Genomic DNA, 14,911 nt, shown 5'->3' with positions numbered 1-14,911 from the left:
GAACTAGGCGAATTCACTGGATTCGCGCGCTGATTAACAAGCGGCCTTGGCCGCTCAATCAGCGGGCAAAGAAAAAGGGCCTATCCGATGGATAGACCCCTTTCTGTTTGGCTCCGCCTGCTGGGCTCGAACCAGCGACCCGCTGATTAACAGTCAGCTGCTCTACCAACTGAGCTAAGGCGGAATGTCTTGAGGCCGCGTATATTAGTGGCGGCCTTCGGGGGCGTCAACACCCCCGAGTCCGTTTGTTGCTTATTTGTTCAATACCTTCTCGATTCGGCTCACCGCGTCCTTCAGGGTGTCCAGGCCTACCGCGAAGGACAGGCGCAGACAGCCGGGGGCGCCGAAGGCGGAGCCCGGTACCAGAGCGACGCCTGCCTCTTCCAACAGCCTGGTGGCCAGCTCGGTACAGCTGGACACGCCGTCCATCTCGGCGATGGCGCCGGAGAAGTCCGGGAAGGCATAAAAGGTGCCGTCACCGGGGGCGCAGCTGACGCCGGGCAGGGCGTTCAAAGCTTCCACCACATAGTCATGGCGCTCCTTGAATGCTTTGACCATGTCCGCCACGCATTGCTGATCGCCGGCCAGGGCCGCTTCGGCGGCGGCCTGGCTGATGGAGGCCGGGTTGGAGGTGCTCTGGCTCTGCACCTTCTTCATGGCGCCGATCAGCTTCTGCGGGCCGGCGGCATAGCCGATCCGCCAGCCGGTCATGGAGTAGGCTTTGGAGACGCCGTTCATGACCACGGTGCGGTCGTACAGGTCCGGGCAGGCGTTGACGATGTTCACGAACGGCTGGCCGGTCCACAGGATGTGCTCGTACATGTCGTCGGTGGCGACCACGATGTCCGGGTGCTGCTTGAGCACCTCACCCAGCGCCGCCAGCTCTTCCTTGGTGTAGGCCATGCCGGACGGGTTGGACGGGCTGTTGATCACGAACAGGCGGGTCTTCGGCGTGATCGCCGCGGCCAGCTGTTCCGGGGTGATCTTGAAGCGGTTTTCCAGGGTGGTTTCCAGGATCACCGGTATGCCGCCGGCCACTTTCACCATGTCCGGGTAGCTGACCCAGTAGGGGGCCGGGATAATCGCTTCGTCACCGTCGTTGAACAGAGCCAGCGCCATGTTGAAGAAGCTCTGCTTGCCGCCGCTGGAGACCAGCACCTGGGCCGGTTCGTAGCTCAGGTCGTTCTCACGTTTGAACTTGTCGACGATGGCCTGTTTCAGGCCGGGAGTGCCGTCCACCGCGGTGTATTTGGTCTTGCCGGCATTGATCGCCTCGATGGCGGCCTGTTTGATATGATCCGGGGTATCGAAATCCGGCTCGCCGGCGCCCAGTCCAATAATGTCCTTGCCCTGAGCTCGCAGCTCGGCGGCCTTGGAGGTCACCGCCAGGGTCGGGGAAGGCTTGATGCGTTGGACGCGGTCGGAAAGGTTGATATCGGACATGCACTCCTCATCTATCGGATGATGATTGGAACCCGGTTTTTGGCACGGACCGGGGCACGCAATATTACCGCATCCGGCCTGGATCTCATAGGGTGACTGCGTTTGGCGGGAGCGGTGGACAGTCCGTGATAGGGCGGCCCGCGGCCGCTCCCGCGGGCCCATGACCGGTTGGTCAATCACTACTGACATAGACTGTCGGGAAGCGGGCGGATACTGGCTCGCGCCGCTCTTACCCCACGGCAGTACAGCCCCACAGCAGGACAGCGACACACCATGGCAGACACCGCGTTTAAATTGCACTCGGATTACCAGCCCGCCGGGGATCAGCCCACGGCCATCGCGCAATTGGTGGAAGGGCTAGAGGATGGGCTCGGCCATCAGACCCTGCTCGGGGTGACCGGGTCGGGGAAGACGTTCACCATGGCCAATGTGATCCAGCAGGTGCAGCGCCCGACCCTGGTGATGGCGCACAACAAGACCCTGGCCGCCCAGCTGTACGGGGAGTTCAAGGCGTTTTTCCCGGAAAACGCGGTGGAGTACTTCGTTTCCTACTACGACTACTACCAGCCGGAAGCCTACGTACCCAGTTCGGACACCTTCATCGACAAGGACGCCTCGGTGAACGAGCACATCGAGCAAATGCGCCTGTCCGCCACCAAGGCCATTATCGAGCGCCCGGACACCATCATCGTGGCCACGGTGTCGGCCATTTACGGTTTGGGGGATCCGGCCAGCTACCACGCCATGGTGCTGCATCTGGTGCGTGGCGATCATATTGATCAGCGCGACCTGCTGAGGCGCCTGGCGGAGCTGCAGTATACCCGCAACGAGATGGACTTCCGCCGCGCCACCTACCGGGTGCGCGGTGACGTGATCGACATCTTCCCGGCGGAAGAGGAGAGCAAGGCGGTACGTCTGGAGCTGTTCGACGATGAGATCGAGGACATCAGTATCTTCGATCCGCTCACCGGCGAAGTGATCAAGCGGGTGGGGCGCGTCACCATTTACCCCAAGAGCCATTATGTGACGCCACGGGAGACCGTGCTCAAGGCCATCGAAATGATCAAGGAGGAGCTGGCCGACCGTCTCAAGCTGTTGCGGGACAACAACAAGCTGGTGGAGGCGCAGCGGCTGGAGCAACGTACCCGTTTCGACATCGAGATGCTTCAGGAACTGGGCTATTGCAACGGCGTGGAGAACTACTCGCGGCTGTTCTCCGGCCGCCAGCCCGGCGAGGCGCCGCCGACGCTGTTTGATTATCTGCCGCAGGACTCGTTGCTGATCATGGATGAGTCCCACGTCACCGTGCCGCAGCTGGGCGCCATGTACAAAGGCGACCGCTCCCGCAAGGAAACCCTGGTGGAATACGGCTTCCGGCTGCCCTCGGCGTTGGACAACCGGCCCCTCAAGTTCGAGGAATGGGAGCGGCTGGCCCCGCAGATGGTGTTCGTCTCCGCCACACCGGGTCCCTACGAGGAAAAACACGCCGGCCAGGTGGTGGAGCAGGTGGTGCGGCCCACCGGGCTGGTGGACCCGGCCATCGAAATCCGTCCCGCCGGCAGCCAGGTGGACGACCTGGTGGGCGAAGCCCGGGAGTGCATCGCCAAGGGTGAGCGGGTGCTGGTGACCACGCTGACCAAACGGATGGCGGAAGACCTCACCGAGTACCTGAACGAAAACGGCATCAAGGTGCGCTACCTGCACTCCGACATCGACACCGTGGAACGGGTGGAAATCATCCGCGACCTGCGTCTGGGCAAGTTCGATGTGCTGGTGGGGATCAACCTGCTGCGGGAGGGCCTGGATATGCCGGAAGTGGCGCTGGTCGCCATTCTTGACGCCGACAAGGAAGGCTTCCTGCGTTCCGACCGTTCCCTGATCCAGACCATTGGCCGGGCGGCGCGCAACATCCAGGGGCGGGCCATTCTCTACGCCGACCAGGTCACCGGCTCCATGCGCCGGGCCATGGACGAAACCGAGCGCCGCCGGAACAAGCAGATCGAACACAACAAGGAAATGGGCATCACCCCGCAAGGCCTGATCAAGCAGGTGCGGGATATCATGGATGACGCTTATACCACCGGCGCTGGCCAGCCGGAGCGCAAGCGTACCCGCAAGGTGGCGGACGACCGCGAGGAATACATGGCCCGCTCACCGGCGGAGGTGGCCAAGGAAATCGATCAGTTGGAAGCGAAGATGATGGAGCACGCCAAGAACCTGGAGTTCGAACAGGCCGCGGCCCTGCGCGACCGCGTCCATCGCCTGCGGGAAGAGGGCTTCATGCGGTAAGTTCCTTCGCCTGCGGACAGGCTCCCACAGCGGCTTCGTCAGCACGGTTTTTTGTGGGAGCCTGCCTGCAGGCGAATAGTCGGCCGTGAAGTCTCGCTACGCCACCTCCGGCATCACCTCCGGGCTCAACTCCTTCACCCAGATCAGCGTCCCGGCGATCACCGCCACCGGCATGATGAACAAATTCACCAGCGGCAGCATGGTCAGCCCCATCACCAGCGAGCCGAACGTCAGCACCAGCCAGCGCTTGCGCTTGAGCCGCACCAGCATCTCTTCGAACGACACCTGACGGTTATCCGCGCCATAGTCGATGTACTGCATGCCCAGCAACCAGCCGGACCACAGGAACCACACCGCCGACGCGAAGACGTTCACCACCGGAATGAAATAAAGCACCACCACCACGAACAGCACCAGGAGCGCCCGCCACAACCAGTACAGTGTCTTGCGGATCTCCCGCTTGAAGGTCCGCCAGATCATCGCGCCGATGGACTCATCCGGCATCGGCCGGCTGGTGACCTGGATATCCACCTTCTCCGCCAGAAAACCCATGAACGGCGCCGCGATCAGCTGTACGCCCAGGGTGAAAACGCTGGCGAACACCCCCAACAACAAAATCCACACCAGCACCACCGCCGCGTTGGCCAGAAACTGGATCAGCCCGTTGAGAAAGCTCAACCCGCCATCCAGTGCCCAACCCGCCGTCACCGCCGAAATCCAGCCTCCAATCCAGGTCGCGGAGAGCCAGTACAGCACCCCGAACACCAGCACGTTAAAGGCCATCGGCACCATGACATACCAACGCAGGCCCGGGCTGCGCGCCAGACTGAAGGCCTGACTCAAATAGGAAAACGCACGACTGATCTGCTGCACGGTCCACCCTGTCTTCGGCTACGGAAACACCGCGGAGTCTAACGGGGTGGGAGGGTATGCGCCAATTTGTCGTGAAATGACAATTGAAAAATATTGTGGAGAAGTAGTAGTTATTAGTGTCGTGCAAGGGAGCATAACTGCACAGCAACATTGGGGCTAAAATAACTGACATGGAGATTGTCGACGTATGAACAGGGTGAAGTCATTTCTTGCGTTTATCTTGATCGCTTTTTGTGCTCAATCCGTTTTTGCTGCTCCTCAGTGGTATAGAGGTGAGGTGACCCGCATCTACCAATATGGGGCTGCAGGTCAATTTGCCATCACCATGGATCCCCCCCTTAATTTCTGTAAATACAACTACGCTTACTTCTCTGGAGAGAAATTCGAAGATCCAGAGCGTCTGCAGGTCGCGTTGTCCATCGTCCTATCCGCTATGCATGGCGGGCGCACGATCGGTGTTGTTATTGATCCCGAGGATCTGACATCCGATGGCCTGTGTTTGGTGCGTAGCCTGGACATACGGTAAGTCTCTCTGACAAGGATGAAAAAAGGGGTGGGGTATGTTCACGCGCTGCATCGCGGGTTTGTTGCTCTTATGTCTTCGAGGCTCGAATCAAGTAGCAGTTCGAGTCCATCGTAAATGTCTTCGTGTTCTTCTTGTGGTTTTGTTTGCCGTTGCGGGCTCCGCAATGGCGGCTCTTCCCTTGAATGAAAACAGGTATGACATTTACTACGGTGATATCGACAGCGTGGAACATGGGCTGGATGGGCTCCCTGATATCCTGCTTAAGCCTCGTCAGCAGTATGTCCTGATATCGACCAAGGTTTCGTTTCCCGCTCCGATTGATTCTGGTTATCAACCATTGCTGTTTTGTGGAACCAGTAGTGGCAATTTTGTTGCCTGTACGATGAGCGAAGGAGCTGATCTGCCGGCGTCGCCAACCAGTGAATTCGAGTTCCTGATCGGAGATCTTGACAATGATGGCATTCCCGACGTTCTTCTGAAGTCCAATTCTCCCAATGAAAACAGCCTCTTCCTGAGGAACAAGGGTGATGGAACTTTCCAGCTGGCGGACCAGTTCACCCATATCGGTGATGAATTGGTGTCGGGGGGCGCCGAAGTCGATATAGGGCAAAATCGGGATGCTGATGGTGATGTCATTCAGTTCGACGTTAATAAATACTCTCAGTGGACAGGATCCGGGTTCTCGGAACCCAAATCGATTGAGCTGAGCACATCTCTGGTCGGGTCCTCCGCCTCTTCCTTCTCTGTGGAATTGGGGCAGGCCCAGTTTTCCTTACCTATCCAGCTCCCCAAAGGCGGCGCTGGCGTTGATCCTTCATTCTCCGTCCAGTACTCCAGCGGCTCGGGTTATGGCCAGGCGGGCATGGGATTCAACATATCCGGGACTTCCGCCATTGAGCGTTGCGGAAAGAGTTATGAGCGGGATGGCCTGGTAACCGGGGTTAAGGGGAACGATCAGGATCTGGCCTGCCTTGATGGCAACCGACTGGTACTGGTATCTGGTGCCTATTGGGGTAACGGCTCTATTTATCAGACCGAGGCGGAGTCCGATCGTAAGATCGTCTATAGCCAGGGAGGCTTTACCGTCCATGGGAAGAACGGTGATGTCATGTATTACGGCAGCCGGGCGGATACCCGTATCACTGGCCGCTTGTCCAGCAACGCGGTTGGGCGTTGGGTTCTGGATGGCGTGGAAGACCGCTTGGGGTATGGATATCGGGTAACGTACGAGCCTGGCTCCGCCGGCTACTTCCCCCAGAAGATCGAGTACACGGTCAAGGACGGCCAGGCCGGCAGTGGGGATGCGGAGGTGGAGTTCACCTATGAGCCGGACCCCTATGGCTGGCACACCGCGGTGCTTGGCAAGGTGTATAAGGTGGGGCTTCGTTTGGCCAGTGTGACCTCTCGAAGTCACGGTTCCGTGGCACGCCAATATCATTTCCGCTATGAAACCAGCCCAGCGACCAAACGCTCGCTGTTGGCTCAATTCTTCGAGTGCGATGCCTCGGTTCGCTGTTTCGAACCCATCACTTTGAACTGGAAGAAAGAGCGTCAACCGGATTTTTCCAAGACCACTTACTCCCGCTTCCCTGGAACTCCTTCGACCGATTATGTGTTCGAAGAGGGACTGCATTATCCAGGCTTTGCCCGCTGGGTGGATATCAATCGGGATAAGTATGACGACTATTGCCGGATATCAGGTACCGGGGCTGGCTATGGCTCCGCCGCCGAAATTATATGTTATCTGAGCGATGGAAACGGGGGCTTTGGATCGCAGGTCGAAATTGATGCCGGACTGGTGGGAACACGCTTGCAACAAGATTCGGAGTCTCCGGTTCCTGATTGGGGGCGCCATAACTGGAATGTGGACCCTGCCTGGATCGATATCAACGATGACGGTCTGGTGGATCTGTGCTACTCCACTATCCAGGGTGATAATGACCGGCTGACCTGCCGCTTGAATAAACCCAATCTGCAGAATGCGTTCAAAGAGCTCATTACTTTTGACGTGTCCCGCCCCGTCGGCAAGTTTTATGTCGGTCCCCGCTCCTGGATGGACTTTAACGGTAATGGCAAGATCGACTATTGCTATACCTATTTGAAAGACAACAAGAAGTATATTCGCTGTCTGGTTCAATCGGTCAACGGGTTCACGTTCTCACAAGCCTTCACCAAGGAAATCACCGACATGGCCGGCTACTGGGCCGATGTCAATGGTGATGGGCTGCCAGACTATTGTATTACCACCAAAACCAAAGTTACCTGCCATATCAACAATCAGGGAGAGAATCTGAACGGTGGGGTTTGGTCCAAGACGGGTTCTCATTTCAAAGCTAGTGAACCGGACCGGTGGGTTTACAAGGGTAGCTCTACTAAATACTTCAGTGCGTTGTTCACGGATTTCACTGGCAATGGATTCTCCGATTTCTGTCGTATCTATTGGACCACCAGTAACGGCAAGGGAGGTTATCGCGCTTCGTGCCTGGAATCCTTGGGCGATGGCTGGGGTAATGAAATCACCTCACCGTTCCTGCAGGTCACCCCAACAACCGCGCAAGACTATGAGCGGATGCCGGAAGCCACTCAGTTCATGGACGTCAACCAGGACGGCCGCATGGACTGGTGTGTGGAAAACAGCCTTCCCACCGCCTATACAGATACACACCTGACCTGTTTTATTTCCACGCCAGACGGATTCGGTACGTCTCCGGTGAAGTATCGTCTGCCCTATCTTGGATCAAACATTCGCGGTATGCGGGACATCAATCGGGGCTGGGCGGACATCAATGGTGATGGCCACGATGCCTATTGCGCCCTGTATTGGAAGTCTCTAGTCCCCCGAAATCGCGGCATGGCCTGCTTCGGTCCCCAGGTGCCGGAGCAAGGAGACCTGCTCACCGGCGTCACCAACGGCTTTGGGCTTGAGTACGGGGTTACCTACAAAGATATCGCTGATCCGTCGGTGTACGCCTATGGAGACCCCACCGGCAGTCACGGCCAGGTCTTCCTGACCAAAGGCATGAACGTGGTTTCGGAGCTGGAGGCCTCCGACGGCATCGGCGGCTACAACACCCAGCAATATTTCTACCGGAACTACGGCTACTACCCCAATGAGTTCGGTGGCGTCGGCTTCGAGATGCTCAGGGTGACCTCGGAGAACGGCAGAAAACGCCATGACATCTGGTTCAATCAGGACGTCCGCAATCATACCGTCGGTCAGGTGGATCGCTCCGAAACCTATTACAAGGTCGGTGGCGGCTTCCAACTGGTCTCCAGCGAAGAAAATGAGTGGCAGACCCAGGTTTACCGGGGCCAGGGATTCCCGTTGCAGTCCGCTTCCAATATATGGAACCGCAATGCCGCTATCTCCCTGCGTTACCGGTCTTTGCTCAAAGGCAGCGTCAGCAAGGAGTATGAGCTCGACGGCAGCCTGATCAAGACGGTGGAATCCAGCAATACCTACAAAAACACCGGTGACCTGGCGATGCAGGAGGTCACCACTTCCGGAACGGGCCAGACGTTCAGCAAACGACTGGTCAACCAGTATCTGACCAACAACCTGACCTACTGGATCCTCGGCCGTCAGTCCCGTTCCGAAGCCACTTACTCTGGTTCGTATCAGGGACAGGCGACGCCCACCATTACCAGAACGTCGGCCTGGACCTACTATTCAGCGTCGCAGCCCGGTATCGGCGGCATGCTGCAATCCGAGATCGTGGAGCCGGATCAGCCGCAATTACGCAAGGAAACCCGCTATACCTACAACGCCTATGGGCTGACGGAAACACGGGTGGAGAAGGGCGCTGGCGGCGCGGAACGAAGCACGCAATTCACCTATGATCCCACCGGCCGCTTCGTGGTGGAGAGCCGCAATACTCTGGGGCACACCTCGAAAGCGACCTATGACCCGGTGCTGGGTGTCAAGCTGACGGAGAGTGACCCGAACAACGTCACCACCCGTTGGGACTACGACTCTCTCGGACGCCCGCTGACCGAATTCAGCGCGGATGGGCAGCGCCGGGAGACCCGCATCAAGGCTTGCATAAGCAATTGCCCGGCCAACGCGGTGTACTACACCGAAAGCTGGCTGGCAGGCCGTAACGGCACGCCGATCAGCGGCCCGACCCGGGAATACACGGACTTGCTTGGCCGTACCATCGAAACCCGGGCCACCGGCTTCGCCGGCGAAACCATCGTGGCGAAGACGGAATATGACGCCAACGGCGACGTGACCCGCACCTCCGAGCCGCATGAGCTGGGCGGAGCGGTGTACTGGAATCAGGTGATGTCCCGTGATGTCCTGGGGCGCCCCCTGGTGGAGCGGTCCGCGTCCGGTTTGACGTCCAACCATCAGTACAGCGGACTCACCACGCAACAAACGGTGTCCTGGAGCGATCCCGTGGGAGGTGGTCAGACCACCCAGGTGACCGTTCACACCAACGATGTTCAGGACCGCTTGCGCCGGGTGGTGGACGCAGCCAATCGGCAGCTTACCTACCAATACGATGCTTCAGGCAAGCTGCTGAAGGTGGTGCTTCCGGACCAGGTGGAGCTGGTTAACACTTATGACGCCCTGGGCCGTAAGGTCGGCTCCCAGGATCCGAATATTGGTCAATGGCAGTACGCCTATGACGATTTTGACCAGATCGTTCTGCAACAGAACGGCAGTGGCGCCCGGACCTGTTCGGCCTATGACGAGCTCGGGCGGCTGATTTCTCGCACCGATGATTATCGGCCTTCTCTGAGCTGGGCCCAGGCATCACAGGCCGCCTTGAACGGCTGCGCGGGGCAGACCGCGACCCATAGCTGGAGCTATGACGCCCCGGCCAAAGGGGTGGGGCGCCTGGCTCTGGTGACCGCCAACAATGGCTATCGGGAAGAGCCCTTCTACGATGGGATTGGCCGGGTGGTGCAGGTGGACACCCGTTTCGATGGCCGTCAGTTCACCCGTTCAAGCCAGTTCGACAGCAATACCGGCCGCCTTGTACAAGAGACGTTGCCGCACCGGATCAACGGCCCGAGCCTGAGCGTGGAATACCGCTACAACGCTCAGGGCGAACTCCATGAGATCGGCAAGCCCGGTGAGGAAGATTATTACTGGCGGGCCAATGCCAAGACCGTGCGTGGTCAGATCAAGGATGTGTACCAGGGTAACGGCATCATCCGCAAACTGTACGACCATGATTCGGCGTCCGGTTTCCTGACCCAGATCCGCTCCAAGATGACTTTCGATACCGCCTGGGGCATCCAGAACGAGTTCTACGACTTCGACGCCAAGGGGCTGATGCGCAAGCGCACCCAGCAGGCGGTGGGTAACCTGGAACAAGTGGAGGAAACCTTCGCATACGATGTGGTGGACCGCCTGGTGCAAGCCACGGTGGCCAACATGACCACCCCGGGGAACTCCTTCGAGCAGTCCATCGACTACGACGTCAGCGGCAACATCCTGCAGCGAAACGACGTCGGCCAGTACCAGTATGGCGAAAGCTGCGAAGTAGGCGGCACCCAATACACGCCGGGACCCCATGCCGTCACCAGTGTTACGGGAACCCGCAACGCCAGCTACTGCTACGACAGTGGCGGCAACATGCTTGCCGGCGGTGGCAAGACCATCTCCTACACCGCTTTCAACAAGCCGGACCAGATTCAGGGCACCAGCGCGACGGTGGACCTGGTCTACGGACCGGACCGCTCTATCCTGAAGCAGGTCACCACCACCTCCGAGAAAACCACCAACAAAATTTCTCTGGGGGGCTACGAATATCTGGATATCCAGAAGAACGGGCAGACCACCATCAAGGAACGCTTCCGGATCACCGGCGACGTGGTGGTGTCCTTCGAAAACGGTGACGCCACCTCACCCAACGAAGAGCACCTGTTCATGGACGGCATGGGCTCCGTGGTGGCCGTGGCCCACGGCCTCGGCGGTGTCACCGAACGCTACCGCTACGACCCCTGGGGCCGGCCACGAAAAGACGTGGACTGGACGGCGATCAGCGACGCCGCCTGGTTCGGCATGGAACGGGCGGAAAAAGCCACCAGCAAAGGCTACACCGGCCACGAAATGCTCGACGACGTCGGCATCATCCACATGGGCGGCCGCATCTACGACCCCACCATCAGCCGCTTCCTCAGCGCCGACCCGGTGATCAAGGGCCTGGACCAGGTGGAAAGCTACAACCGCTACAGCTACGCCCTCAACAACCCCATGAGCATCACCGACCCCAGCGGCTACTCCTGGCTGAGCAAGACCTGGAAGAAACTGCGGAACTCGATCAAGAAGCGGATGGGGATTGTACTGGCGGTGTTCAATCCGCAAATGGCCATCGCGGAAGTGACGTCCCGCTACGCAGGCAAGGAAATGGCCCGGTTTGCTGCGAGGAACAAGTTTGCGGGTGAGGTGTTTGGGATTGTTGGCATGGCGGGGTGCGGGGTATTTACCGGAGGGGCCGGAGCGGCGGGCTGCCTCAGCGCCTATCAGTCCTGGGCGGCCGGGGCCGTGGCCTACGGCAGCGGCGCACCTATCGAGAAAGCCCTGCTGGCCGGCGCGAAGTCCGCCGCCTTGGCCTACGCCGATGCCGGTGTCGCCGGTGCCATCGGTGACTTGAGGCTGGGCTGGACAGGCAGCGGCCTCGCCCACGGCGCCCGCGGTGCCGCCTTCGCCCGTTTGAGAGGATCGGATGTGCGATCCGGTGTTATCGGTGGTATGACACAGGGAATGCTCGGTGACAGAATCAAGGGATGGACCGATGGAGATCGAGTCAGTGGAACAGCCCTTGCCGCTCTTATCAGCGGGGCGACCTCTGAAGTCACTGGTGGCAAGTTCCTGGTTGGTGCGGCTACCGGGGCCATGGGGTATATCTTTAATGACATGGCTGAGCATGGTGCGCAAGAGGCCGAGAAACAAGGAGGTAAGTGGGTCAGAGCTGGAGAAGTAATCGGCGAAGGAAGCGAAGATACCTTCAGGTTAGGGCACAAAATAAAAATAGAAGGAGCTGATGATAGAGCTTCCTTGCATGTCAGTAATGCAGCTTATAGGCTGACATTTACTGAGATCGGAGCCGATGGAAAGCCTGTCCCTGGAGTTTATCCTACTTACAAAGGAGTCCTGTCTTCTGGTGTAGCTAACTCTCTAACTACTGATAGAGTGATTGAGCTTTACGGTCCTCCTGGAACGAAGTTCGATTGGACGCTGAGGATCAACCACACACCAAAAAGTTGTGATAATTGTGGTTCTCCGATGATAAATATTTATGACTGGAGGGCTGAATGATTAAGAGCGGTTTGATTATATTTTTCTTACTATTTGGTACAATTGCTTGTGCCGAAGGCGCTAAGTATACCCGCGAGGAATGTATTGTAAGAATTAATATTGACTGGGGTGATGCGTCATTGAATAGCAAGGAAGCTACCATTAGGACAATTACTGATGCGATCAGGAAAGCTCCTGATATGGGCTTCAATAAAACGCCAGCAAGTTCAGCTATTCAAGGCAATGCCAGGGAATTTATTTATTATCAATACAAAGATGACTGTGAAAATAGGATAGAAAATACCAAGAAATTGCTGAGATATGTCCGCGACAATATTACTGATTTGCCACCGCTGGAAGTTGATAGTGGTAGTTTTAGGCCTGGCGTTGATACGATTCGATCATCGGGGCCGTGGTGGAAGGACCGAGAGACACCTGTCGGCGAACGGGTCATTATTGATGATAAGGAATACATTGAAGTTGAATAAAAAAGGAGCTCTGATCCGAATGGCACTTACTTTGGAGCTTGGGGTCAGGTCTTGCCATTTGCCTTTTTGGGTTGGAAAGAGTGACTGCGGGGCACCGGGCAAGACCTGACCCCCACCCAGGGGCAACTGTTACCTGGGCGATAAAGGGGGGAGGGCCAAGATCAGGGCTTCCTTTCCATTACCATGTACATAAGTATAATTGGAATAAACCGTGGATCTGGTTTAAAAACACAGAAATAATAAAGCCGAAAAAATGATGAAATACACCTTTGTTGATAATAGTGATATTGAAGGCTTGGAGAAAGTCTTTGGGGTCTCTGTCGTGTATTTGGAGTTGGATGAAAAAAACAGAGTTTTAAGAGAGGTGGGGGTTGATGCTTCGGGAGAAATAGTTCACGTTTTCCCAGCGAAAAAGGGAGAGTATGGGAGATACGGGATTTTTGATTCTCAAACCGTTTCGGCCTCTTCTGAAGTCGATCCCCTTTTTTTTAGAGAACTTTGGGATAAAGCGTTGAGATAATGTGATCGGGGCTCTGGGGGTCAGGTCTTGCCTTGTGCCTTTCGAAGGGGTGAGGCTGGAATTTTTGTATAGATAAAGTAATGACTGGAGGAGCCACGGATGGCCAGACCGTTGCGCCTGACAAGATCTCTGGGGGTCAGGTCTTGCCCTTTGCCTTTCTTGACTGGAAAGAGTGGCGGTGAGGCACCGGGCAAGACCTGAGGGGGGGTAAATCAATATTTAACTTAGGAGCTATTGATGATTAACAGAAAACGGGCTCTGGGGTCAGGTCTTGCCATTTGCCTTTTGGGGTTGGAAAGAGTGACTGCGGGGCACCGGGCAAGACCTGACCCCCACCCATAGCATATGGAGAATCAGCCTGAGTCTGTAATCAGGTCGGCGCAACAATCCCGGATTCGGCATCTGGAAAAGGAAATTCGAACTTTTCAGAGTAATATCGAAAAACTTAGAAGAGGGAGATGAAATATGACGCTCCATATGGCTAAGTTTGGTGCACGAGAAATTACGCTGGCTTTGCTAAGTGATGTCTTGAGTATCGAAAAAAAGAGGAGTTTGTTGCTTTAGAGAGGGGGGCTGGGGGTCAGGTCTTGCCATTTGCTTTTTGGGTTGGAAAGAGTGACTGCGGGGCACCGGGCAAGACCTGACCCCCACCCATACAAATATTAACAAATCAATTAATAGGTCGATAATACAAATGCAAATAGGAAAAGAGACGATCGGTTTGGGGTATCCTGTCTCTGATGCAGGGCATGGCTTTATTCACTTTAGGAATGAGGTTCTTCCTGTGGTTAACTCGGATATAATAAGATATGGCGGAGTTAGGGTAAGGGAACGGTATGATGCGAGGTAGTATTTATGGATCTGGTATACAGGCTGAGGGTTAGTTTAAATGTTCTTTCAGATGAACGTCTTCCTAAGACATTTTCTATTGATGTTGGTCATAGGTTTAGGGCTTATTTCAATGGTATTTATCATCCTGCTCAGGTTGATGCCATAGATAAAGTTCTGCATATCGGGGAATCTGGTGGGGCGGAAATTTCTATTATATGCATGCCAGAGGAGGAATGGCAGGTATTTCCTGGTCTTGCAATTGATTTTGTTGGTGGGGTTGATATCGAAGTTGGTTGGGGAGAGGTAATTGCTGTACTGGAAAAGATAGAGGACTAAAAGCTCAGTGAGCTCTGGGGGGCAGGTCTTGCCCTTTGCCTTTCTTGGCTGGAAAGAGTGGCAGCGAGGCACCTGGGGTGGGGGGCAGGTCTTGCCTTGTGCCTTTCGAAGGGGTGAGGCTGGAATTTTCGTATAGATAAAGCAATGACTGGAGGAGCCACGGATGGCTAGACCGCTGCGCCGGGAGCTTCTTACCCACTCTGAATCCTGTGGGCAGAGGCCGGCTATAGATCTGATGATTGTTTGTATTCTCGAAATCCAAAGGAGCGGGCTCTGGGGGTCAGGTCTTGCCATTTGCCTTTCTTGACTGGAAAGAGTGGCGGGGAGGCACCGGGCAAGACCTGAGGGGGGTA

At 56.6% G+C, this 14,911-nt stretch carries 8 protein-coding genes and 1 tRNA gene; 6 read left to right on the top strand and 3 right to left on the bottom strand.

The window, feature by feature from the left end:
• Window positions 1-108: 108 nt before the first annotated feature.
• Together MA04_RS13875 and MA04_RS13870 are read right to left on the bottom strand one after the other, a co-directional pair.
• Window positions 109-184 (bottom strand) — tRNA-Asn (locus MA04_RS13875).
• 68 nt (window positions 185-252) lie between these two features.
• Window positions 253-1,443 (bottom strand): pyridoxal phosphate-dependent aminotransferase, encoded by a 1,191-nt coding sequence (locus MA04_RS13870; protein WP_262461048.1) that lies wholly within the window; start codon window positions 1,441-1,443, stop codon window positions 253-255.
• 273 nt (window positions 1,444-1,716) lie between these two features.
• On the opposite strand from MA04_RS13870, the gene uvrB reads away from it, so the two are divergent.
• Window positions 1,717-3,732: an excinuclease ABC subunit UvrB gene (uvrB, locus tag MA04_RS13865; RefSeq protein WP_262461047.1), complete on the top strand. Its 2,016-nt coding sequence runs from the start codon at window positions 1,717-1,719 to the stop codon at window positions 3,730-3,732.
• A 96-nt stretch (window positions 3,733-3,828) separates the two neighbouring features.
• Here uvrB and cysZ read toward each other — a convergent pair whose 3' ends face one another.
• Window positions 3,829-4,605: a sulfate transporter CysZ gene (gene cysZ / locus MA04_RS13860; protein WP_262461046.1), complete on the bottom strand. Its 777-nt coding sequence runs from the start codon at window positions 4,603-4,605 to the stop codon at window positions 3,829-3,831.
• 187 nt (window positions 4,606-4,792) lie between these two features.
• On the opposite strand from cysZ, the gene MA04_RS13855 reads away from it, so the two are divergent.
• From MA04_RS13855 to MA04_RS13835, 5 genes are all read left to right on the top strand, one after another.
• On the top strand, window positions 4,793-5,131 hold the full coding sequence (locus MA04_RS13855) for a hypothetical protein (protein WP_262461044.1): 339 nt from the start codon (window positions 4,793-4,795) through the stop codon (window positions 5,129-5,131).
• A gap of 34 nt (window positions 5,132-5,165) precedes the next feature.
• The gene (locus MA04_RS13850) at window positions 5,166-12,404 is read left to right on the top strand and encodes an RHS repeat-associated core domain-containing protein (protein WP_262461042.1); all 7,239 of its coding nucleotides are present in this window, start codon (window positions 5,166-5,168) and stop codon (window positions 12,402-12,404) included.
• Window positions 12,401-12,871, top strand: a complete 471-nt coding sequence (locus MA04_RS13845) for a hypothetical protein (protein ID WP_262461041.1) — start codon at window positions 12,401-12,403, stop codon at window positions 12,869-12,871. Before MA04_RS13850 ends, MA04_RS13845 begins: the two co-directional genes overlap by 4 nt.
• A gap of 253 nt (window positions 12,872-13,124) precedes the next feature.
• Window positions 13,125-13,391, top strand: a complete 267-nt coding sequence (locus MA04_RS13840; protein WP_262461039.1) for a hypothetical protein — start codon at window positions 13,125-13,127, stop codon at window positions 13,389-13,391.
• An 855-nt stretch (window positions 13,392-14,246) separates the two neighbouring features.
• A complete protein-coding gene (locus MA04_RS13835) occupies window positions 14,247-14,558 on the top strand; it encodes a hypothetical protein (RefSeq protein WP_262461038.1) in 312 nt (103 codons plus the stop codon).
• Window positions 14,559-14,911: the final 353 nt, after the last annotated feature.

The organism is Alloalcanivorax balearicus MACL04, from assembly GCF_025532145.1.
Lineage (GTDB): Bacteria > Pseudomonadota > Gammaproteobacteria > Pseudomonadales > Alcanivoracaceae > Alloalcanivorax > Alloalcanivorax balearicus.
This window is presented reverse-complemented; position numbering and strand designations above follow the sequence as displayed.

Excerpts from the sequence above, each read along its gene's own strand:
- MA04_RS13870 (WP_262461048.1), bottom strand. The coding sequence starts at position 1,443 with ATGTCCGATATCAACCTTTCCGACCGCGTCCAACGCATCAAGCCTTCC.
- uvrB (WP_262461047.1), top strand. The coding sequence starts at position 1,717 with ATGGCAGACACCGCGTTTAAATTGCACTCGGATTACCAGCCCGCCGGG.
- MA04_RS13855 (WP_262461044.1), top strand. The coding sequence starts at position 4,793 with ATGAACAGGGTGAAGTCATTTCTTGCGTTTATCTTGATCGCTTTTTGT.
- MA04_RS13850 (WP_262461042.1), top strand. The coding sequence starts at position 5,166 with ATGTTCACGCGCTGCATCGCGGGTTTGTTGCTCTTATGTCTTCGAGGC.
- MA04_RS13845 (WP_262461041.1), top strand. The coding sequence starts at position 12,401 with ATGATTAAGAGCGGTTTGATTATATTTTTCTTACTATTTGGTACAATT.
- MA04_RS13840 (WP_262461039.1), top strand. The coding sequence starts at position 13,125 with ATGATGAAATACACCTTTGTTGATAATAGTGATATTGAAGGCTTGGAG.
- MA04_RS13835 (WP_262461038.1), top strand. The coding sequence starts at position 14,247 with ATGGATCTGGTATACAGGCTGAGGGTTAGTTTAAATGTTCTTTCAGAT.